Here is an 18,641-nt window from a genome sequence, read left to right as displayed (position 1 = left end):
TGTTCCTCGTCGGTAGGTTCGTTCCTCCTCGAGCAGGAACAGGCCTACCGAAGAGGAACAATCGCGGGGTTATCTCGGCCAGGAGGGCCCCGTTACGGCTTCGGATCGAGGGCGTCGTAGCGCAGGAATCCGCGCTGGATCCTGGTGAGCACGATCAGCAGGGCGACGATCAGGATGCCGCCCAACAGCGGTGGCAGCCACAGCGCTCCGATCGAGGCGATGATGCCGACATAGATATCACCGATACGTGGTCCGCCGGTCACCACCACCGTGAAGATGCCCTGAAGCCTGCCGCGCATGTTGTCGGGTACGGCGGTCTGCAGCATCGTCTGGCGGAAGATGCTGCTGACGTTGTCAGCGGCGCCGGCACCCGCGAGCAACCCGGCTGAGACTGCGATCCCGATGAAATTGGCGTGGTCGAGCGAGAGCGTCACGCGTCCGAAATGCCCGAAACTCACCACGACGAGCACCACTCCGAAACCGGCGACAAAGGCTCCGTACACGATGATCGAGCCGGTGATGGCCCTGCCGTGCCAGCGCACCCCGCCGAGTCGTCCGGAGAACAGGCTACAGAGCAGCGCGCCGACTGCGCCCGCAGCGGTCAGGATTCCGACGGTGACCGCGCCGCCGCCGAGCACCAGCGCACCGACGGCGGGAAACAGCACTCTGGGTTGCCCGAAGGTCATCGCGACGATGTCGGCGATGAACGTCATCCGAATGTTCGGCGCGCGTTTAAGGAAGGCCAGCCCGTAGCTCAGCGACTCGAGCCCCGGTCGCTGCACCTCGCCCTCCGGCGAGAGCTTCGGCAGCGAGAGGATGCCGAGAAATGCGCTGAGGAACAGGATCACGTCGATCGTGTAGGTCCAGGCGAACCCGACGCTGGCCACGAGCACCCCGGCGAGGGCAGGCCCGACGGTGATCATGATGCCGACGCTGATGCCACCGAGAGCGGATGCCGCGGGCAGCAGTCTGCGTGGAAGCAGCCGTGGCGGCACCGCCGACCGCACGGCGCCGATCACTGTCGCGGCCACGGCGGTCGTCGTCGTCAGTAGGTAGAACGGCCAGACGGTCTCGACGCCCAGCCAGGCGATGGTCGCCAGTGTGATGGTGGACGCCCAGGCCACGACCGCCGCGACGAACAATACGATCCTACGGTCGAAGGCGTCAGCCAGCATCCCGCCGTACAGCCCGAAGATCACCATCGGCACGAGGGCGAAAGCACCGACGAGCGACACGGCCAAGGTCGAATGGGTGATCTCGTAGATGTGCAGTCCAACGGCGACGATGGTCATTTGACCACCGATGCCGGAGATCGCACCGCCCGCCCAGAGCCTGGCGAAGGCAGGGGATTCGCGCAGCGGCGACAGGTCGATGAAGTGCGAACGCCTGGCTTCGATCTCCTCAGGCTCTATGCTCACTGTTCCCATTCTTCCGCACTCGCGGTGACATGCTTGAGTGGTGAGTATTCTCGACGACGACCTGCTGGCCCGCATCCATGATCGCGCGGCCGGCTATGACCGCGACAACGCCTTCTTCGCCGAAGACCTGGCCGAACTGACAGCTGTCGGCTATCTGCGAGCCCTCGTGCCGACCGAACTCGGCGGGTTGGGTCTTTCGCTGCTCGAACTCGCCCACGAGCAGGTGCGTCTCGCCAGCGCCGCTCCCGCTACCGCGCTCGCCGTCAACATGCACCTGGTCTGGACCGGAATCGCCAAAACCCTCCGCGATCGCGGGGATGACTCCCTCGAATTCGTGCTGCGCGAGGCAGCAGCGGGGGAGGTGTTCGCCTTCGCGATCAGCGAGGCGGGCAACGATCTCGTGCTGTTCGGCAGCAACACGGATGCCCGTCCCCAGCCAGACGGCAGCTACGCATTCACCGGCACCAAGATCTTCACCAGCCTCTCGCCCGCCTGGACGCGCCTCGGCCTGTTCGGCCTTGACACCCAGTCCCCGGATGCGCCCAAACTCGTCCACGCCTTCGTCAACCGCGATACGCCGGGCGTGACCACCCTCGCAGACTGGGACACCATCGGCATGCGGGCGAGCCAGAGCAACAGCACGCGGCTCGACGGGGTGGTTGCGGCATCCGATCGGGTGTTCCGTCGCCTCGACCCCGGACCGAATGCCGATCCGCTGATCTTCGCCATCTTCGCCAACTTCGAGATTCTGGTCTCCGCCGTCTATACCGGGATCGGAGAGCGTGCTCTCGAACTCGCCGTGGCCTCGGCCCGTGGCAGGACATCGGCGCGCACCGGCACCACGAAGGATCAGGACCCCAACACGCGCTGGAAGATCGCGGATGCCGCCCTCGCGCAGGACGCGCTGCTGCCGCAACTGGATGCGCTCGCCGCCGATGTGGACGATCTCGTCGATCGCGGAACCCAGTGGTTTCGCGCGCTCGTCGGGCTCAAGTCGCACGCCACGCGCACGGCACGCTATGTCGTGGACCAGGCCATCGCTGTCGCAGGCGGAGCGGCCTTCTCGTCGTCGAGCGAGCTTGGCCGCCTGTACCGTGATGTGCTCGCCGGCGGATTTCACCCGAGCAACGACGACTCGGTTCACACGACGGTCGCGACCGCCCTGCTCGGATACCTGGAGGAATGATGGACGTTCCACTCACAGCCGCGCTGCCGGTCGGCGCGCTTGTCAGCGACGCGGTGGCGCTCGCCTCGCTCTCGGCGGCCTCGCTTGTCGGTCGACGGCTCGGAATCGACAGTCCCGCCATCGACGACGATCCGGTACGCACGGCCACCGCTGTGACCTCCGAGCGGCACTTCCGCATCGACGGCGAACAGCCGCAAGCCTGGGCTGAACTCTCCGGGTTTTGGCGTGCAGCGGACGGCTGGGTGCGCACCCACGCCAACTATTCGCACCATCGCGAACGACTGCTCGACACGCTCGGCCTGTGGCACAGCGCGAGTGCCGACGACCTGCGTTCCGCTATCGGGCAGTGGCAGTCTGACGACCTCGAGGATGCCGTCGCGGCCCGCGGGGGAGTGCTCGCGCGGGTGCGCACCGAGCAGGAGTGGCGAGCGCATCCGCAGGCCGTCGCCGTGGCCGGGCATCCGCTGCTCGGAATCAAGCAACTCGATACGAGACGAAACGGATGGGGTGTGCCGCCCGCTCTCGCCGCGCCGCTGGCGGGCGTGCGGGTGCTTGATCTCACCCGCGTGATCGCCGGCCCGGTCGCCACCCGCACGCTGGCGCTCTGGGGTGCTGACGTGCTGCGCGTGGACTCTCCGCTCAACCCGGAGAGCGGCTGGCAGCACCTCGACACCGGCGCGGGCAAGCGCTCCACGCTGCTCGACCTCGGCCGTCCGACAGACCGCGCAACCTTCGACGCTCTTCTCGAGATGGCGGATGTCGTGGTCACCGGATACCGCGCAGGCTCGCTCGACAAGTACGGACTCTCACCGTCCGCCCTTGCGGAGCGTCGGCCGGGAATCACCGTCGCGCGATTGAGCGCGTGGGGACCCGACGGCCCGTTCGCCGACCGCCGCGGCTTCGACAGCATCGTGCAGGCAGCCAGCGGCATCGCGATGATCGAGAGCGCGGATGGCGAGAAACCGGGTGCGCTACCGGCGCAGGCCCTCGACCATTCGGCCGGATATCTGCTCGCCACCGGCATCGTGGTCGCCCTGCGTGACGATCGCGGCGGTGCGCTGGTGGAGACGTCGCTGGCCAGGGTCGCCCAGGCTCTCCTCGACGCACCACGGGGTCCGAAGGTCTCGCATCCAGAGTGGCAGCCGACGACGGAGGTGCGCGACGGCATTACGATCGCTCGGCCCGCTCCCGGCTATGTCGGAGGACCGCGCGGGTGGCCGAGCGGTCCGGTTTCGTGGGGGAGCAGCACCCCGGAGTGGCTCGCCTGAGGCCACGGCAGCGATTTCTGCACGACGGGAAGACTGGAGAAAACGACCCCACACAGACTCATCGCCCGGTGCGGCACTTGGTGCGGCTCTTCCGGGCGGTGAGTTGTTCTTCACCCAGACTGCTCCTGGTCGACGGAGAACGCAAGAGTCAATTCCGCCGTCACCCCGTTCTGGGGATGTCGAACGCGGCACTCCGTCGATACGGTGGTGAGGCAGGCACAACGGCGAAGGACGGCTCACATCATGGAAGACCCTGCCGATGTCGAGCCTGCGATTCGTGCCCAGCAGCGCCGGTTCACAGCCATGGACGACTGTCTTGCACAGCAGGCTGAGGCGCCACGGCTTTCGCTTTTCGCCAGACTGTTCGGGCTTGATCCACTCGCACAGGGAGCACTCCGCTCCTACCGCGGCGCCCGTGCAGAGTTGGCGGTCGCGCATTCGCTCACGTCCCTCGGTGACGACTGGACCGTGCTGCACTCGGTGTCGATGGAACCGAATACCCCGGCTCTCGAGCACCTGGCGATCGGGCCGCCAGGGGTGTTCGTCATCTCGACCAAGAGCCACGCGGCCCAGACGGTGTGGGTCGGTGAACTGATGTTCATGGCCGACGACATCCGGTACCCCTATCTCCCGATCGCGGAACAGCAGAACCGGGAAGTCGCCGAGCGATTCGACCTTCGTGCCCCGGTCACCTCCTGCATGGTGGTGGCGGCCCCGCGTGAGCTGACCGTCCGCCGTCACGCGCGGCACATCGAGATCGTCACCGCACACGGCTTTGAGAAATGGCTGCGCGAGCTGCCGAGGCTGCTGTCGCCACAACTCGTCTCGACACTCGCGGCAGAGGCGTCGTCCTGGCCTGCCGCGAACGCGCAGGACAGCGCAGGGGAACTCCACGCTTTCGAAGCACTGCGCCGCCGCATCCGTCGATCCCTGGTCACCCGGCTCGGATGGATCGCCCTGGCCATCGGAATCACCTGTGGCGCGCTCTATCGCGCCGTGCTGGCGTTGATGGCCGCACCAGCGTGACTCAGCGACCGCGCAGGGCTCCCGCCGCCACGATCCTCTTCGGCAGCCAGCCGGAGAACCAGACGATGACCTTGTAACGCACAGTCGGCACCGAGATGGCTTTGCCGCGCTTCACGTCCCGAAGGGCGAGCCGCACGAGGGTGGCCGCATCCAGCCAGAGGAAGCCGGGGACGCCGGCCTTGCTCACCTCCATGCGGTCATGGAATTCGGTGTGCACGAAACCCGGTGCGACGGCTGTTACCGAGACACCGCGCGAGCGGTAGGAGATGTTCGCCCAGCGGCTGAAACTCAGCACCCAGGCCTTTGCGGCGCCATAGGTGCCGCGGGGTGTGAATCCGGCGACGCTTGCGATGTTCACGATCGTGCCGGCCCTGGCGGCGAGCATCTGGTCGAGCGCCGCGTGGCTGAGTCGCATCGGCGCGGTGACCAGCAGGTCGAGCAGTCGCTGTTCATCCTCCACGCTGTTCTGCTCGAAAGACTCGCGCAGGCCGAAACCGGCGTTATTCACCAGCATGGTCACGCGTCGAGGGGCGGATGCCGCCACCCGGGTCTCCACCGCATCCAGCCCTTCGCGGCTCACCAGGTCCGCCGCAAGCACCTCGACCTGCACCGCGCGGCCGGCCCGGAGCTCGGCCGCAAGCGATTCCAGCCGCTGCAGGTCCCTGGCCACGAGCACCAGGTCCCAGCCGTCGCCGGCGAGCTGTCTCGCGAATTCCGCGCCGATGCCAGCGGTTGCTCCGGTCACGAGGGCAAGGCGGGAGGACGATACGGAAGCGGTCATGGTCTCACGCTAACGCCAGTGAGTGCGTGGAACAATCGAGTCATGCCTGAAACGATCTCCCTGCCCGTCACCGAAGCGGGAAACGGTCGGCCAACAGACTTCTCCGCCTACCTCGCGCGACCGAAGGGCGAACCCGTCGGCGCGCTCATCGTCATCCACGAGATCTGGGGGCTCGTCGAGCACATCACGTCTGTCGCTGCTCGTTTCGCGGCCGAGGGATACCTGGTGCTCGCGCCGGACCTGTTGAGCTCCGTCGGCATCGAGGCGCAGGTCGGCATGGAGCTCAACGCGATCATGACCAGTCCGGATGAAAAGTTGCGCATCGAGGGCCAGACCCGTCTGCGTGACGCTTTCGCCCCGATGCGCGTGCCCGAGTTCGGAACCTGGGCTATCTCCGCTCTCCGCTCCAGCGTCGACTACCTGGAGGCGCAGCCGGGTATCAACGGACGCATCGCCGTCACCGGCTTCTGCTTCGGAGGCACCTACAGCTTCGCGCTGGCGGCGGCTGATACTCGTGTCAGGGTAGCCGTGCCGTTCTACGGAGCGCCGCCGGAGCTCGCGGACGTCGCGAAGATCACGGCACCGATCCTTGCCCTCTATGGCCAGGACGATCCCCGCCTCATGGAGTCTCTACCGGAAGTCACCGCGGCGATGCGGGCGGCGGGTGTCGACTTCAGCAGCAAGGTCTATGAGGGCGCAGGCCACGCATTCTTCAACGACACCAGCCCACACGCGTACAAGCCGGATGTCGCGGCCGACGCCTGGCGCCGCACCCTCCAGTTTCTCGCCGCGCACATCGGCTGACGGCACGTGTCAGCCCCGAGTGCAGTGCCCGGATGAGACAGCGGCGGACAGGCTCGCAGCCTGGCTGACAATCGGTCGCAGCACGCCCGTCGTCATCGCGAACCCCAGGTGCTGGGACGTCGCGGACTTGGCGAACACGAGTCCCGCGACCTTGCCACCGGAGTCGAGCAGCGGACCCCCGGAGTTGCCCTCCTGCACGTCGGCGGCGAGGTAGTAGACATTGCGCGGGCTGGGGTTGGCACCGTAGATGTCCGCGACATCCACCGTGCTGGTGCTCTGCACCGCTGCCGGCCCGGAACGGAAGGGACCGCCGAGCGGGAAACCGTCGAACACGGCCTTCGTGCCTGGCGCGAGATCGGTGCCAAGGTTTAGGGGCGTGGTCGGCAGCCCGGAGACGGCGAGCACCGCGAGATCGTTCACCGTGTCGAAGTAGACAACACGCCCCGACCATGCGCCGCCGTCCTGCGTCTGCACCACCGGTTCGGTGACGCCGGCGACCACGTGGGCGTTGGTTACCACCCGGCCGGAGGAGACGACGAATCCGCTGCCGGACTGGTTCTGGCCGCACTGGAAGGCGTTGCCGACGATCTTGACGACCGACTGCGCGGCGGTCTGCTGGGCAGCGGTGGCTGCACCGTCCGCAGGCGCCGCGACGGGGGTTCCGTTGCCGATCGCGCCGAGCAGGCGGGGGAGCCCGTCCTGGGCGACCAGCGAACGCACCGTGGCCTCGAGCGACTTGACCGGATCCGGTGTGATCCGGTTGATGGTGTTCACGACGGCAGATGACCCGATCGCCTGCGACACGAAGGGAACGCCGAGAGAGCCGAGCCCGAACGCGATCATCGACATGACGATCGCGGTCACCACGAGGGTGATGACAGCGCCGAGGAGTCGGTCGAGGAGTCGCAGCGGAGACTTGTTGACCCCTCGCTTGATGGCTCGCCCGATGCCGACTCCGAGGGCCTGGCCGAGGCCGAGCAGCAGGATGACCGCGCCGATAATCGCGGGAAGCCGCCATTCGCTCGCCGACACCCACCCTGTCACCAGTGGAATGGCGAAGAAGGCGGCCACCGCTCCCACAATCAGTCCGAGGAGGCTCGCGAGGCTGAGTGCGAACCCGGCCCGGAAACCGTAGATCGTGTAGGCGATGAGTACGAGACACAGGGCGATGTCGAGAATGATCGGGCCGGGCATCCGCTGCTCCTGTTCTGGTCGAGGTCGTTCGGGTGCACGTTATCTGCACCCCGGGTGTACAAGTGAATCATGACCGATACGATCACCACCTGGATGTCCGGCGGCGATTTCACCGAATGGTGGATCGAGCGTCCGCCGCAGCCGCGATGATCCGGACGGATTGCTCGCTTCGTCGGCTGAGTGCTGTCAGGGTAGGAATATGACCTCAGTTGATGCGATTGTCGTGGGCGCCGGCCCCAACGGGCTGGCAGCGGCGGTCACCCTTGCCAGGGCCGGCCTCTCCGTGCGCGTCTTCGAGAGGAGCGAGACGATCGGCGGGGGGGGCGCGCACCGAGGAGTTGACCCTGCAGGGCTTCCTGCACGACGTGTGCTCCGCGGTGCATCCGCTGGCCCTCTCGTCGGGTTTCTTCCGCCGCTTCGAACTGCACAAGAGAATCGAACTCGTCGTACCGCCGATCTCCTACGCGCAGCCGCTCGACGACGGCCAGGCCGGCATCGCCTGGCGCGATCTCGACCGCACGGCGGAATCGCTCGGCGTCGACGGCCCCGCGTGGCGGAGACTCTTCGCACCGCTCGTTCGTCATGCCGATCAGATCGCCCAGTTCGCTGGCTCGCAGATTCTGCAGGTTCCGCGGCATCCAGTCGCCCTCCTACAACTCGGCCTGCGCATCCTGGAGCAGGGGAGCGTTGACTGGGGAACCCGGTTCCGCCAGGACGTCGCGCCCGCACTGCTCACCGGAGTCTTCGCCCACGCCATTCGTCGGATGCCCAGCCCGTCGACGGCGGCTGCGGGCCTCGTGCTGGCGACCGCAGGACACGCACGCGGCTGGCCGATCCCCGTCGGCGGCAGCCAGTCGATCGTCGATGCGCTCGCCGCAGACCTGATCGCTCACGGCGGCGAGATCGTCACCGACACCGAGATCACGGACATCGCAGAACTCCCCACCGCCACCGCTGTGCTCTTCGATACGACCCCGCGGGCCCTCTCGAGCATCGCCGGAGCGCGGCTGCCGCATAGCTACCGACGGTCCCTCGACCGTTTCCGCTACGGCGGCGCCGTAGCCAAGGTCGACTTCGCTCTCTCCGATCCGGTTCCGTGGACGAACCCACAGCTCGCGGGGGCGGCGACCCTGCACGTCGGTGGCACGAGAGCACAGATGGTGCAGGCCGAGGCGGATGTCGCGGCCGGCCGTGATCCGCAGGATCCCTACGTGCTGGTCTCCCAGCCCACACCCTTCGACCCCTCACGGGCACCGGACGGCAAGCATGTGCTGTGGGCGTACACGCACGTACCGAAAGGATCGACGCACGATCGCCAGGAGGCGATTATCGCGAAGATTGAGCGTTACGCGCCCGGCTTCCGTGACACGATCCTCGCCACCGCCAGTCGCACGGCCACGGACATCGGGCGGTACAACCCCAACTACATCGGCGGCGACATCGGCGCGGGCGACGTGGGGCTCGGGCAGCTCATCGCCCGCCCGGTGCTCTCGCCGACGCCGTGGCGCACACCCGCTCGTGGAATCTACCTGTGCTCGGCATCGACGCCTCCGGGCCCCGGCGTGCACGGTCTTGCCGGCTACTACGGGGCGATGGATGCCCTGCGCAGGCAGTTCGGCGCGACCAGCGCTCCGCATCTCGGTGTGGAGCAGTAACGCTTAGCTCACGGCAGGCTTCGGTCAGGGGACGGAAATCGCTCCAGGATCGCGCGATGAACAGCCATTTCTGGCACCTCATCAGCCGTGGCGACTCAGATCAGGTCGCGCAGGGTCTGCTCCGGCGTGGTACCGCGCGACTTCGACCGTGAGCGCAGGCGCTCGTACTCGGGCGCGGAGAGGGTGATGGTCAGGTCCACGGTCGGCGCGTGCTCGGCGTCGAGGCCCGGCTCGTCATCGAAGCTCGGCCCGTCATCGAAGCCCGGCTCGTCATCGAAGCTAAAGAGCGACGGCGTTGGTTCGGAGGGGGCGGCCAGTGTCGTCTCACTTGGTCGAGCCGCGGCGGCATCCCCACTCCTCACGAAACCCGGTCCGCTCGGGATTGGCGCGCCACGCTGGTAGGCCTCGGATACTGCCCGGGCGCGCGAGTCCGCCGCCTCGTTGAGCGGATGGTTGGCGTGACCTTTCACCCACTCGAAGCGGTAGGTGCGCCCGACGAGTTCCGCGTCGATCTCTTTGAGCAGTTCCAAGTTCATCACCGCCTTGCCGTCGGCCTTGCGCCAGCCCTTCTTCTTCCAGCCGGGCATCCACTTGGTCACGCAGTTGATCACATACTGGCTGTCGCACAGGATCAGCAGATCGTCGTCCAGATGCGCGGTGGCACGAAAGAACTGCAACACGGCGGTGAGTTCGGCCTGATTGTTGGTGGCGTGCTTCCAGCCGCCCGCCGCCCAGGACCTGTCGTCGATGTACCAGGCCCAGCCGGCCGGCCCTGGGTTGCCGAGGGCGGAACCGTCTGCGGCGGCGCGAATCGTCATGCTGGCCTTTCGTCGTGTGCCTCCCAAGTCTGACCTACTCGACCGCCGTCTCCTCGCATCCCCGGCTGCCAGCGACATCGACGAGAGTCGCCAAATGGCCCCACGAGGTGCTTGCGAGGGGCCATTTGGCCACTTTCGAGCGCCATGGACCTGGTCGATGTGTTCCGAACAGAACGGCGAGTGCCACGATTGCGGTGACACCCGCCTGAACCGTCAGCGGTGAGGTCGGTGGTGCGGCGTACCGTGGGGTTATCGGGGAGGAAACCATGAAGGCGCTGAGCAGAGAGGAACGCAGGCAGCTGGCGCACGCGCTGGGCTGTACCGTCGGCGAACTGGATGGTCGAATCACGTCAGTCTCCGAGGCCGCCACTCGGGAGTACCTCGCCATGTTCCTCGGGCAGGAGGGCTTCAGCCGGGTAGACGATTTCCTCGTCTGGCGTCTCTACCTCCTCATCGACACCGTGTTCGCGCAGCGCCTGCCGTCGACGGCGACGGTCAGCGCGCTGTTCCAGACCACGGCATCCCGCAGTCGCAGCCTGCTGCGATCCGTCATGTCGAAGTACCAGTACCAGCTGCAGGAGGCGATCACCGAGTCACTGCAGCTGCTGCTGGATGCCTCCGAGTCGGCGTTAGACGACACCGCCGCCCGCGTGGTCGTGCCGGGGTCCGACATCCTGATCGAGGCACTCAACGACCGGATCGCCTCCCGTGGCGGTGACTATCCGTCCATCGGCAAGGTGCACGGCCACGTCAATCAGTACCGGGTGGAGAAGTCGAGTTTCGACGTGCTGGTGGAGATCCTCGCCGCGGAGCGTGCACATGATTGACGTTCCACTCGCTGCCGCATCGCTTCTCGCTGCGGCCGCCGCGGTCATCCTCACTTACGTACGCAAGAACGTGGATGAGGCGCTCGCCCAGGCTGTGCCGTCGCGTCGGGCGGATCGGGAGCCGGTCATTCGTCGGCTGCGTCGCGTGCTCTGGACCTCGGCCATCCCGCTCGGGCTGTTCATCGTGGCTTCGCTCGTCGTGGTCGCGCCCTTCGCCATCCGCGTTATCGGGGATGTCGCCACCGACGGTCCGCTCGGCTGGCACGGTTTCGGCTCAGGGGAGTGGGTGCAACCTGGAGCCTTCCTGCTGTTCAGCGTGCTGCTGATCGGACTGCTCGTGATGTCGGCGCTGATGATCGCGCGCCTGTCGAAGCGGTTGGCGAAGGCTGCGGTGCCGGACGCCGATCGGTGAGCCGCAGATTCGCGCGGTGTCAACCATCGGCCGTGCGTGATTCAGCCAGCCGAGCGCAGCCTCAGTCGATGGTGTCGAAATCCACGAGCAACTCGCTGGGGCCGCGCAGGGCGGCGTTGCGTCGGTACGGCGGCGGATCCTGCACCAGTCGCGGGTTCTTCACGCGGGCGAGCCAGGCGTTGAGAGCGACGAGGCCCTCCAGCCGGGCTAGCGGCGCACCGAAGCAGTAGTGCAGGCCGGGATTCTCGCGCACCAGCGCCAGCTGCTCCGGATTGCGCAGGAACAGCAGGATGCCGTTCGTGATGGCGTTAACGGTTGTCTCATGTCCGGCGATCAGCAGGATGATCGCGTTGCTCACGATCTGCTCGTCACGGAGGCGGCCACCTTCCGAGTCGTCGTTGACCATGTCGGAGATCACGTCGTCGCCGGGATCGGTCTCTGCGACGCTGCACGAGGCCGTACATGTAGCCGGCAGCCTCCTGCGATGCTGCGCTGCCCTTCATCGACGCCTCGACATCGAGCTGGGCATCGGGGGAGGCGAGCAGCGAGATCGCCTTGGTCCAGACGGAAAACTGTGGTTCGTCCTCGTGGGGTACACCGAGCAGGTCACAGATGACGCTGACGGGCAGCGGATAGGCGAAGTCCTCGACGACATCCATCCGAGTGCGTCCGCGCACGGCGTCCAACGCATTCTCGGTGTAGGCGGAGATCGAGTTCTCGAGGGATGCCACGAATCCTGGGCGATGCGGCGGACCGAAGTGGCGCATCACCCTGCTCCGGTTGCGATTGTGCTCCGGTGGGTCTTCGACCACGAAATTGGCGGCGTGCCCTTTCGCATGGTCGCCGCCACCCCCGTGATCGGCGCTGATGCGCGGGTCGGCCGACAGCGAACGCACCTCGTCGATTGCGATGACGGAAGGCTTGAAATTGGTTGCATCCGGATGCGGCAACGGCAGCGGGGTATTGCAGCAACGCGGTGGACTTCTCAGATGTGCGTGTCGTTGTGAATACCGTCGAGGGCGAGGTTGAGCAGTCTTCGAGCTGCGTGCTCGGCCTCGGAATTGCCTTCCGTTACCCACGCGACGGCGTTCACCAGGGTCAGTAATTCCCTGATATCAAGATCGGCGCGCACTTTCCCGGACCGCTGCGCCAGATGTAAGAGTTCGCCGCCTGCCCGCATCAACATCGTTTCGCAGGTCCCATCCGAGTCGAGGGTCACCTCGGCTGTCAAGTTCAGCGATTGGGCCAGTCCTCGAGTGGTCGCCCCGAACGTGGCGAGTTCGGTCAGCCACTGGTGTAGCGAATCGGCAGGATCCGCCGTATCCAAAAGCCCATCGGCGCGGGCGCACAGCCCCTCCACCCGGTCGTGGAACACTGCCTGCATTAGTGCATTTCTGGAGGGGAAATGTCGGTGCAGAGTTGCCGATCCAACTCCGGCCCGCCGAGCGATCTCCTCGAGGGATGCCTCGGAGCCGTGCCGGGCTACTTCCTGCTCGGCAGCGCGAAGGATTGCGTCGTAGTTACGCCGCGCGTCAGAACGTTTCGGTACCACAGCTATCCCTGCTCTCAGCATCGGTTCGCATCACATCGTCTGGTCGGTAAGTCGGTACCCTGTCGTCCATTCACGCTAATTGACAAGTGGGGTAGTACCCCATATTGTATTCGGAGGGACACCCCACATTAGCATTTCCCAAGATAAAGGGCCTCGGAATGACGTTTGACCATGTGACGGACCTTCCGGTTCGTGTGGAAATTTGGGCGGACGTGCAATGCGTTTGGTGCTATGTCGCCGATGCCCGCTGGGCAGATGCGCTTAGTCAGTACGGCAGGCCAGTCGAGACGGTGCACCGGTCGTTCGAATTGCAATCCGACTCTCCAGTGAACTTCGACGCTCGGGCGTACCTTCACACACAGCGCGGCATGACTCCGGAAGACCAAGAACGCGCGTTCGAGGCTATGACCCGAGTAACGGCCGCTGAGGGACTCGATTACGACCCCGCTCGGATCCGTCCCACTAACTCCCACCTCGCTCTGGAGTTGCTTCACTACGCCGACGCTCATGGCCAGCGCCAGAAGTTGAACGATCGGCTGTACGCCGCATACTTCGCCGAAGGGTGCCACATCGGCCGGATCGAAGACCTCGTAGTTCTTGCCGGTGAAGTCGGGTTGGATACGAAACTTGCTCACACAGCACTCACCGCTGGCACCTATGTGATGGCTGTCGACACCGACAACGCTCGCGCTCGATCCCTGGGCGTTCAAGGCGTCCCGTTCTACGTCATCAACAACACCTACGGCATCTCCGGCGCCCAACCCACAAACACTTTCGTCGAAGCACTGACCCACGCCGCTGCGAGTTCATGACCAGTGCAAATGCTCCTCTGGACATCCTCGCCATCGACACCCACGTCTACGTAGATGGCCTCTGCACTTCCCCATCCCCAACCGAATACAAGGAGTCACCCATGCCCACTACACCCCTCACCCTCGATCCCGCGCTTCGCTTCGAAATCCTCGACCTCGTCACCCGTTACGCAACCGCAATCGACACCAAAGACTGGGACCTATTCCGCAGTACCTTCGCCAACGAGGTCGTCATCGACTACGGGCCCGCTGTCGGCTCCTGGACCGATCCCGACGCGTTCACCACATTCATGCGCGACGGTCACCAACCGGCCGGCCGAACCCTGCATCGAATGTCCAACACCACCATCACCGGAACTGATCCACTCACCGCCCGCACCTACGGAGATGGAATCGTGCTCGAAGCAGACAACACCAAAGGCACACTCGCCACAGCCTGGTATGACGACGAAATCACCCCAACCTCTACAGGGTTGAAAATATCCCGCCGCACCGTCCACATGATCCTCTTCACCCCCGTAGGCCCCAACCTCGCCGCCACCATGTAAAGCCTCTCCGTACATTTCGAGCCGAGCCCGACGAAAAAGTCCGACTTGACTACGGATTCAAAAACCGCCCGCAAGCCGGAGGTTCAGCGACGCAGTTCGAACACGAAAGCAACCATCGAGCCGAGGAGCTCGACGTGTGTCACATAGGAACCCTCGGCGGGACGGTCAAAATCTGACTCGCCAATCGGCCTTCACGGAAAGGATCGCTCTGTCGGGCGCCAAGCACCAGGTCCAGCCATGACCTCTTGCCCATCATGGCGCCCTCTCTCGCGGGCGCGGGTAGTGTTTTTGTATCTGATCTGTTCGAGCGAAGGGCGATCCCCGTGACTGATTCGCGTGTTGTGAAGGACTCCAAAGAACTCCAGGCTGCCGTCAATGACGGCGTGAAGGCAATCCAGGTCGTCGGCACGATCTCGGGCGCGCCCCGTGTCGTTCTCGCGCCAGGCGTCAGCCTGAGTGGTGGACGATTGGAGTTCGGGTCCAAGGGGGTCTTGCTCACGCGCGACAACACCGTCGAGAACATCGAAGTAGTGGTTCCCGAGCACGAGGTCGCGATCTACGCCGACACCACCCAGACCGACTGGGGCACGCTTACCCTGCGGGGCGTGACCACGGTCGGGCAAGTAGCCATCATCGCGACGGATGCTGTCCGTTCCGGCCACATCTCGATCGACGGACTCACGGTGCGGGCGGCCGATGTTCGCGGCCGCGTCGATCGTCCGCGTGGATTTGGCGTTGAGGCGATGCAGGGCGGGCTGACGGTCTGGAACCGTCAAGCCGACGCGTCGGTGCAGATCACTGCTGAGATCACGAACGTGGCTGCCGGATCGGAACACACGCCCGTTCGGGGCAGCGGCGTCTTCGTCGCCGGACACGGGACGGACGACGGCAAGGCCTTCGGAGGAGTTCTAACTGTGACGACTCTGAGCACGGGCGAGATTCATACCGACGGCGGAATCGCCGAGGGCACACCGGATCTCATCAGCGGCGGCGTTTTCGTCATCAGCGGGGCGCGCGTTCAGAACGTCATCAATGAGGGCCCGGTCACCACCCTCGGCCAGAACGATATGGTGCTCGACAACTGGGGCGACGTGCAGACATGGACAGCCAAGCAGCCGATAATCTCACGCGGCCCCAGCGGGATCGGCTTCGTCAACTTCAGCGACATCAAGACGCTGACGGTTCAGGCGCCGATCCAGACCTACGGCAAGGGTGCCCGCGGGTTCAACCTGTACGACGGATCACTCAGTGAGGCGACCTTCGAGTCCATCCAGACCCACGGTGATGGCTCCATCGGCGTGCAGCTATCCAGGCCGCTGCCCAAGCTGACCATAACGAACAACCTGTCGACCGAGGGCGGCGAGGGTCTGAGCCTGGTCAAGGGCGTGCAGATGACACTCAAGGCCATCGCGTTGAGCATCAGGCCCGGCGGTGCGCTGGGCGAGTTGCATGTCGGCGGGGCGATCAGCACATCCGGTAACGACATCGTGTCCGTCGAGCTCGCAGACAGCGTCGGCAGCTGGGACGTTCCGGGCGGGATCGTGGCCAAAGGTAAAGGTTCCGACGGGGTGTACTACTCGGGGAACGGCACTGCGCCGTCCGGTGTCACGGTCTCTTCCGAGCAGGGCAAGGATGTCGTCGCGGACCCCACCGCGTCGTAGCACCACAGCGTTGTCGACGCTGCGGCACCGCCGCCCCGCGCTCGGGCCACGATGAGACGAGGACGGGACGCGGGCCACGCCGGCGCAATTATGATCGTCCGGTCTTCACATCGAATTCTTTCGGTATTCTCGCCTCAGTGCCGAATGGCCGTGGATCCGCTCGATCTGAAGCAACTGGAGTGACACACATGACCGATTATTCCTTTGGGGGTGCGGCGGACATCGATCGGGCGATCGGATACCTTGTTGGCCTCGACGCCGCGCAGACGAACGCCTTGGCGGTCCTTGAAATCGATGACGCCATCACCGAGCTGCAGGGCGAGTACGAGAAGAGCGCCGCCGATGTCACATACCGGCCAGGCGATGACTTCATCGCGCGCCTTTCCGGATACCTTGCACGGGCCGACGACCAAGACAACCCAAAGCTCGCCTGACCCGCACCAGCCCGACGATGTTCAGGCGGCTGTGAGGATCAGCAATGAGGGCGTGACCCGCGACATGCCCGCGATGGTGAGGGTCGCGCGGCATGAAGACCTCGACGGCATTCTTGCAATCCAGCGTGAGGGAGGCCGTTCGTCATCCGAGTTGTTCGCCAACACCACTTCAGACGCGTTCGACGATTCCCTGCGGCTTGTTGTGGTCGCCGAGGCGAGCTTCGGGCTTGTTGGCAGGGCTACCACGCAGTACTCGCCAAACCAGGACGGGGCGGCACCATCCGGCCACTACTTGATGGGAGTCACCGTGGCATCCCAACAACGGCGACTCGGCGTTGGGCACGCCCTCATCAATGCACGGATCGAGTGGATTCGTCACCGGGCAGCGTGATGTTTTTCACCAACGCGACAAACACAGCCTCTATCGCCGCGCACAGTCCGTGGCCATTCCAGGAGATCTCCCGCGGCGACGGGTTTCGCGGCGTCGAATTTGACGGCGGGCTTGGACTGCTCTTCCGCGCCCAACTCAACTGAGCACACGTGCCCGCGAGCGGAACGTTAAGTGCGACGGTGCTCTCAGGCGAATCACCACTAGCGGACGAAGCACAGAACGCCAATCGAACCAAGACGGGATCAACAATCAGCCCAAGCCTGGCTGTCGGATAATAGCTGTGTGATCGTCGACAACGTCCTAACCAGCCTCGAAGCCTTGCCCGTTTCGCAAACCCGCGAATCCTATCTGTCCTTCGTCGCGACTGGCGGCGCGGCTGCTCTCCAGCGCGACGGTGGACCTGAGCACGTCACCGCGTCTTGCTTTGCGTTCTCGCCCGATTTCGATCGCGTGCTGCTGTGCTTCCACCGCAAAGGCGGATTCTGGGTGCAATTCGGAGGCCACATCGAATCCCACGACACGTCAATCGCGAGCGCCGCCATACGCGAGGCACGAGAAGAATCTGGAATCACAGAACTCAGCCTTCTGTCCGGCTCGATCGCTGACCTTGATCGTCACAATCTGCAGAGCGGATTCTCCTGCACTGCTCACTGGGACGTGGGATTCGTGGCCATCGCCGCAACCGACGCGCAGGTTGCGGTCAGCGACGAAAGCGAAGACGTTCGTTGGTTCCCCTGCCAAGCGCTCCCGACCACCGTACCTCCCGGGCTACGCGAGCGACTTGATAAAGTCTTGGACGTCATCCCCACACTCGTCCGGTAGCGGAACCTCAAACGGTGTCATCCCCGGGCGGCGCTTCATCAGAGTTATCCAGTCGCCTCCGCCACGTTGCCGGCCAATGTCCATCCGACAAGTGCGTTAGCGTGCCGGTGTCCCATGGCATGCTCCACCCTCAGGTAGTTGACAATGTCCATGTGTTTCTCTTGGCCGCACGCCGCAATGATCTGCTGCCAATCTGCGATCGAGCGTCCGTACTTTTTTTCGATCGAGGGAAAGTATGAGGCCGGCCCTTGCTTCGGCCAAGGTGACTGCAGCGGCTCAGCCAATCGTGTCTCTTCCTTGGTGTCTTGTTCGTCTTCAGCGTTATCTTTGCGCTATCCGGATGTGATCGCCACTTTCGCCGCAGACCCCACAAGCCGCACCCTCTGCCGGCACGCGAGTGGTCCGCTGTGCGAATGGTCCTGATCGGATCGTGTGCGCGCTGACCACATCCACGAGCGCGTACGCTGAACCGGCGGTCGTGCGTTCGGTCAAGAACACGTGCTGTGTGGCATGCTGCTCGCATGGGTCTCGGATCGAAGCTTCGCACCGGCTGGCTGTTCACGATCAAGCACAGCTTGAACCGGCTGACCGGCCGCATGGCCCGCCAGGGCAGCAATCATTTCTCGATTGTGCGCACCGTTGGCCGCAAAAGCGGCAAGACCTTCGAGACTCCGATCATGGTGCAGCCAATCGAAGGCGGTTTCGTCTGCGAGCTCACCTACGGTCCCGAGGTCAACTGGTATCGGAATCTGGTCGCGGCCAATGGCGGCGAAATATTGCGCGACGGCCTGACCACCAAGATAGTCGGGCTCGAACCAATGACGACCGCTGAAGGCATTGCAGCGTTCACCCCATTCCAGCGACTCGTGCTGAGGATGCTCAAACGCACCCACTTCGTGAAACTGCTTGCCACCTAGTGTTGCGTGTTGTTGAATGGTTTAGGTGTGGAGTGGCATCAGACTTGAGTCATGGTTTACCTGGCTCGGGCGTTGGTTTTGCGTGATGGTGACCGGTCGAGGCTGGAGCGGCTCA

The 18,641-nt window shown here is 64.9% G+C and carries 22 protein-coding genes and 2 pseudogenes; 15 read left to right on the top strand and 9 right to left on the bottom strand.

What is annotated here, in order from left to right; translation table 11 throughout:
* Positions 1 to 92: 92 nt before the first annotated feature.
* Complete coding sequence (locus ABIB56_RS15260) at positions 93 to 1,427, bottom strand: MFS transporter (protein ID WP_502917618.1); 1,335 nt, start codon at positions 1,425 to 1,427, stop codon at positions 93 to 95.
* Positions 1,428 to 1,458: 31 nt separating this feature from the next.
* Between ABIB56_RS15260 and ABIB56_RS15255 the strand changes: the two genes are divergently transcribed.
* The 3 genes from ABIB56_RS15255 (at position 1,459) to ABIB56_RS15245 (ending at position 4,898) form a co-directional block, all read left to right on the top strand.
* Positions 1,459 to 2,604, top strand: a complete 1,146-nt coding sequence (locus ABIB56_RS15255) for an acyl-CoA dehydrogenase family protein (RefSeq protein ID WP_502917617.1) — start codon at positions 1,459 to 1,461, stop codon at positions 2,602 to 2,604.
* Positions 2,604 to 3,872 (top strand): CoA transferase, encoded by a 1,269-nt coding sequence (locus ABIB56_RS15250; RefSeq protein WP_354570079.1) that lies wholly within the window; start codon positions 2,604 to 2,606, stop codon positions 3,870 to 3,872. The genes ABIB56_RS15255 and ABIB56_RS15250 overlap by 1 nt, the downstream gene beginning before the upstream one ends.
* Positions 3,873 to 4,115: 243 nt before the next feature.
* A complete protein-coding gene (locus ABIB56_RS15245; protein WP_354570078.1) occupies positions 4,116 to 4,898 on the top strand; it encodes a nuclease-related domain-containing protein in 783 nt (260 codons plus the stop codon).
* 1 nt (position 4,899) lies between these two features.
* On the opposite strand, the gene ABIB56_RS15240 is transcribed toward ABIB56_RS15245, so the two are convergent.
* Positions 4,900 to 5,679: an SDR family NAD(P)-dependent oxidoreductase gene (locus ABIB56_RS15240; RefSeq protein WP_354570077.1), complete on the bottom strand. Its 780-nt coding sequence runs from the start codon at positions 5,677 to 5,679 to the stop codon at positions 4,900 to 4,902.
* A 42-nt stretch (positions 5,680 to 5,721) separates the two neighbouring features.
* Here ABIB56_RS15240 and ABIB56_RS15235 point away from each other — a divergent pair, with 42 nt between their 5' ends.
* Positions 5,722 to 6,483, top strand: a complete 762-nt coding sequence (locus ABIB56_RS15235; protein WP_354570076.1) for a dienelactone hydrolase family protein — start codon at positions 5,722 to 5,724, stop codon at positions 6,481 to 6,483.
* Positions 6,484 to 6,492: 9 nt separating this feature from the next.
* Here the strand turns inward: ABIB56_RS15235 and ABIB56_RS15230 are convergent, their stop codons facing one another.
* A complete protein-coding gene (locus ABIB56_RS15230) occupies positions 6,493 to 7,677 on the bottom strand; it encodes a MarP family serine protease (protein ID WP_354570075.1) in 1,185 nt (394 codons plus the stop codon).
* Between the two features lie 199 nt (positions 7,678 to 7,876).
* Here ABIB56_RS15230 and ABIB56_RS15225 point away from each other — a divergent pair.
* Positions 7,877 to 9,332: pseudogene (locus tag ABIB56_RS15225) on the top strand (phytoene desaturase family protein).
* Positions 9,333 to 9,427: 95 nt separating this feature from the next.
* Here ABIB56_RS15225 and ABIB56_RS15220 read toward each other — a convergent pair.
* Positions 9,428 to 10,150: a ribonuclease H family protein gene (locus tag ABIB56_RS15220; protein ID WP_354570074.1), complete on the bottom strand. Its 723-nt coding sequence runs from the start codon at positions 10,148 to 10,150 to the stop codon at positions 9,428 to 9,430.
* 266 nt (positions 10,151 to 10,416) lie between these two features.
* Between ABIB56_RS15220 and ABIB56_RS15215 the strand changes: the two genes are divergently transcribed.
* The gene (locus ABIB56_RS15215; protein ID WP_354570073.1) at positions 10,417 to 10,977 is read left to right on the top strand and encodes a hypothetical protein; all 561 of its coding nucleotides are present in this window, start codon (positions 10,417 to 10,419) and stop codon (positions 10,975 to 10,977) included.
* Entirely contained in the window at positions 10,970 to 11,389 is a 420-nt protein-coding gene (locus tag ABIB56_RS15210) for a hypothetical protein (RefSeq protein ID WP_354570072.1), read from the top strand. The genes ABIB56_RS15215 and ABIB56_RS15210 overlap by 8 nt, the downstream gene beginning before the upstream one ends.
* Before the next feature lie 61 nt (positions 11,390 to 11,450).
* Here the strand turns inward: ABIB56_RS15210 and ABIB56_RS15205 are convergent, their stop codons facing one another.
* The 4 genes and pseudogenes from ABIB56_RS15205 to ABIB56_RS15190 all read right to left on the bottom strand — a co-directional run.
* Positions 11,451 to 11,795, bottom strand: a complete 345-nt coding sequence (locus ABIB56_RS15205) for a cytochrome P450 (RefSeq protein WP_354570071.1) — start codon at positions 11,793 to 11,795, stop codon at positions 11,451 to 11,453.
* Positions 11,758 to 12,339, bottom strand: a complete 582-nt coding sequence (locus tag ABIB56_RS15200) for a cytochrome P450 family protein (RefSeq protein ID WP_354570070.1) — start codon at positions 12,337 to 12,339, stop codon at positions 11,758 to 11,760. The genes ABIB56_RS15205 and ABIB56_RS15200 overlap by 38 nt, the downstream gene beginning before the upstream one ends.
* A gap of 35 nt (positions 12,340 to 12,374) precedes the next feature.
* Positions 12,375 to 12,773 (bottom strand): SbtR family transcriptional regulator, encoded by a 399-nt coding sequence (locus tag ABIB56_RS15195; RefSeq protein WP_354570112.1) that lies wholly within the window; start codon positions 12,771 to 12,773, stop codon positions 12,375 to 12,377.
* Positions 12,774 to 12,962, bottom strand: a pseudogene (locus ABIB56_RS15190) (helix-turn-helix domain-containing protein); the annotation flags it as partial. It abuts the gene before it with no gap.
* Between the two features lie 137 nt (positions 12,963 to 13,099).
* Here ABIB56_RS15190 and ABIB56_RS15185 point away from each other — a divergent pair.
* From ABIB56_RS15185 to ABIB56_RS15155, 7 genes are all read left to right on the top strand, one after another.
* Positions 13,100 to 13,753: a DsbA family oxidoreductase gene (locus tag ABIB56_RS15185; protein WP_354570069.1), complete on the top strand. Its 654-nt coding sequence runs from the start codon at positions 13,100 to 13,102 to the stop codon at positions 13,751 to 13,753.
* Positions 13,754 to 13,854: 101 nt separating this feature from the next.
* Complete coding sequence (locus tag ABIB56_RS15180; RefSeq protein ID WP_354570068.1) at positions 13,855 to 14,301, top strand: nuclear transport factor 2 family protein; 447 nt, start codon at positions 13,855 to 13,857, stop codon at positions 14,299 to 14,301.
* A 323-nt stretch (positions 14,302 to 14,624) separates the two neighbouring features.
* Positions 14,625 to 15,962: a hypothetical protein gene (locus ABIB56_RS15175; RefSeq protein WP_354570067.1), complete on the top strand. Its 1,338-nt coding sequence runs from the start codon at positions 14,625 to 14,627 to the stop codon at positions 15,960 to 15,962.
* Positions 15,963 to 16,150: 188 nt separating this feature from the next.
* Positions 16,151 to 16,396, top strand: coding sequence for a hypothetical protein (locus tag ABIB56_RS15170; RefSeq protein WP_354570066.1), 246 nt, complete (start codon positions 16,151 to 16,153; stop codon positions 16,394 to 16,396).
* Between the two features lie 31 nt (positions 16,397 to 16,427).
* Complete coding sequence (locus ABIB56_RS15165) at positions 16,428 to 16,787, top strand: GNAT family N-acetyltransferase (protein ID WP_354570065.1); 360 nt, start codon at positions 16,428 to 16,430, stop codon at positions 16,785 to 16,787.
* Complete coding sequence (locus ABIB56_RS15160; RefSeq protein ID WP_354570064.1) at positions 16,787 to 16,930, top strand: hypothetical protein; 144 nt, start codon at positions 16,787 to 16,789, stop codon at positions 16,928 to 16,930. Before ABIB56_RS15165 ends, ABIB56_RS15160 begins: the two co-directional genes overlap by 1 nt.
* Positions 16,931 to 17,069: 139 nt before the next feature.
* On the top strand, positions 17,070 to 17,609 hold the full coding sequence (locus tag ABIB56_RS15155) for an NUDIX hydrolase (RefSeq protein WP_354570063.1): 540 nt from the start codon (positions 17,070 to 17,072) through the stop codon (positions 17,607 to 17,609).
* 44 nt (positions 17,610 to 17,653) lie between these two features.
* On the opposite strand, the gene ABIB56_RS15150 is transcribed toward ABIB56_RS15155, so the two are convergent.
* Positions 17,654 to 17,893: a DUF4287 domain-containing protein gene (locus ABIB56_RS15150; RefSeq protein WP_502917616.1), complete on the bottom strand. Its 240-nt coding sequence runs from the start codon at positions 17,891 to 17,893 to the stop codon at positions 17,654 to 17,656.
* Positions 17,894 to 18,130: 237 nt separating this feature from the next.
* On the opposite strand from ABIB56_RS15150, the gene ABIB56_RS15145 reads away from it, so the two are divergent.
* The gene (locus ABIB56_RS15145) at positions 18,131 to 18,526 is read left to right on the top strand and encodes a PNPOx family protein (protein WP_354570062.1); all 396 of its coding nucleotides are present in this window, start codon (positions 18,131 to 18,133) and stop codon (positions 18,524 to 18,526) included.
* Positions 18,527 to 18,641 lie beyond the last annotated feature (115 nt).

It is taken from the genome of Glaciihabitans sp. UYNi722, from assembly GCF_040549465.1.
GTDB lineage: Bacteria > Actinomycetota > Actinomycetes > Actinomycetales > Microbacteriaceae > Lacisediminihabitans.
Note: the sequence above shows the minus strand (reverse complement) of the source record. Positions and strands in the feature narration are given on the sequence as shown.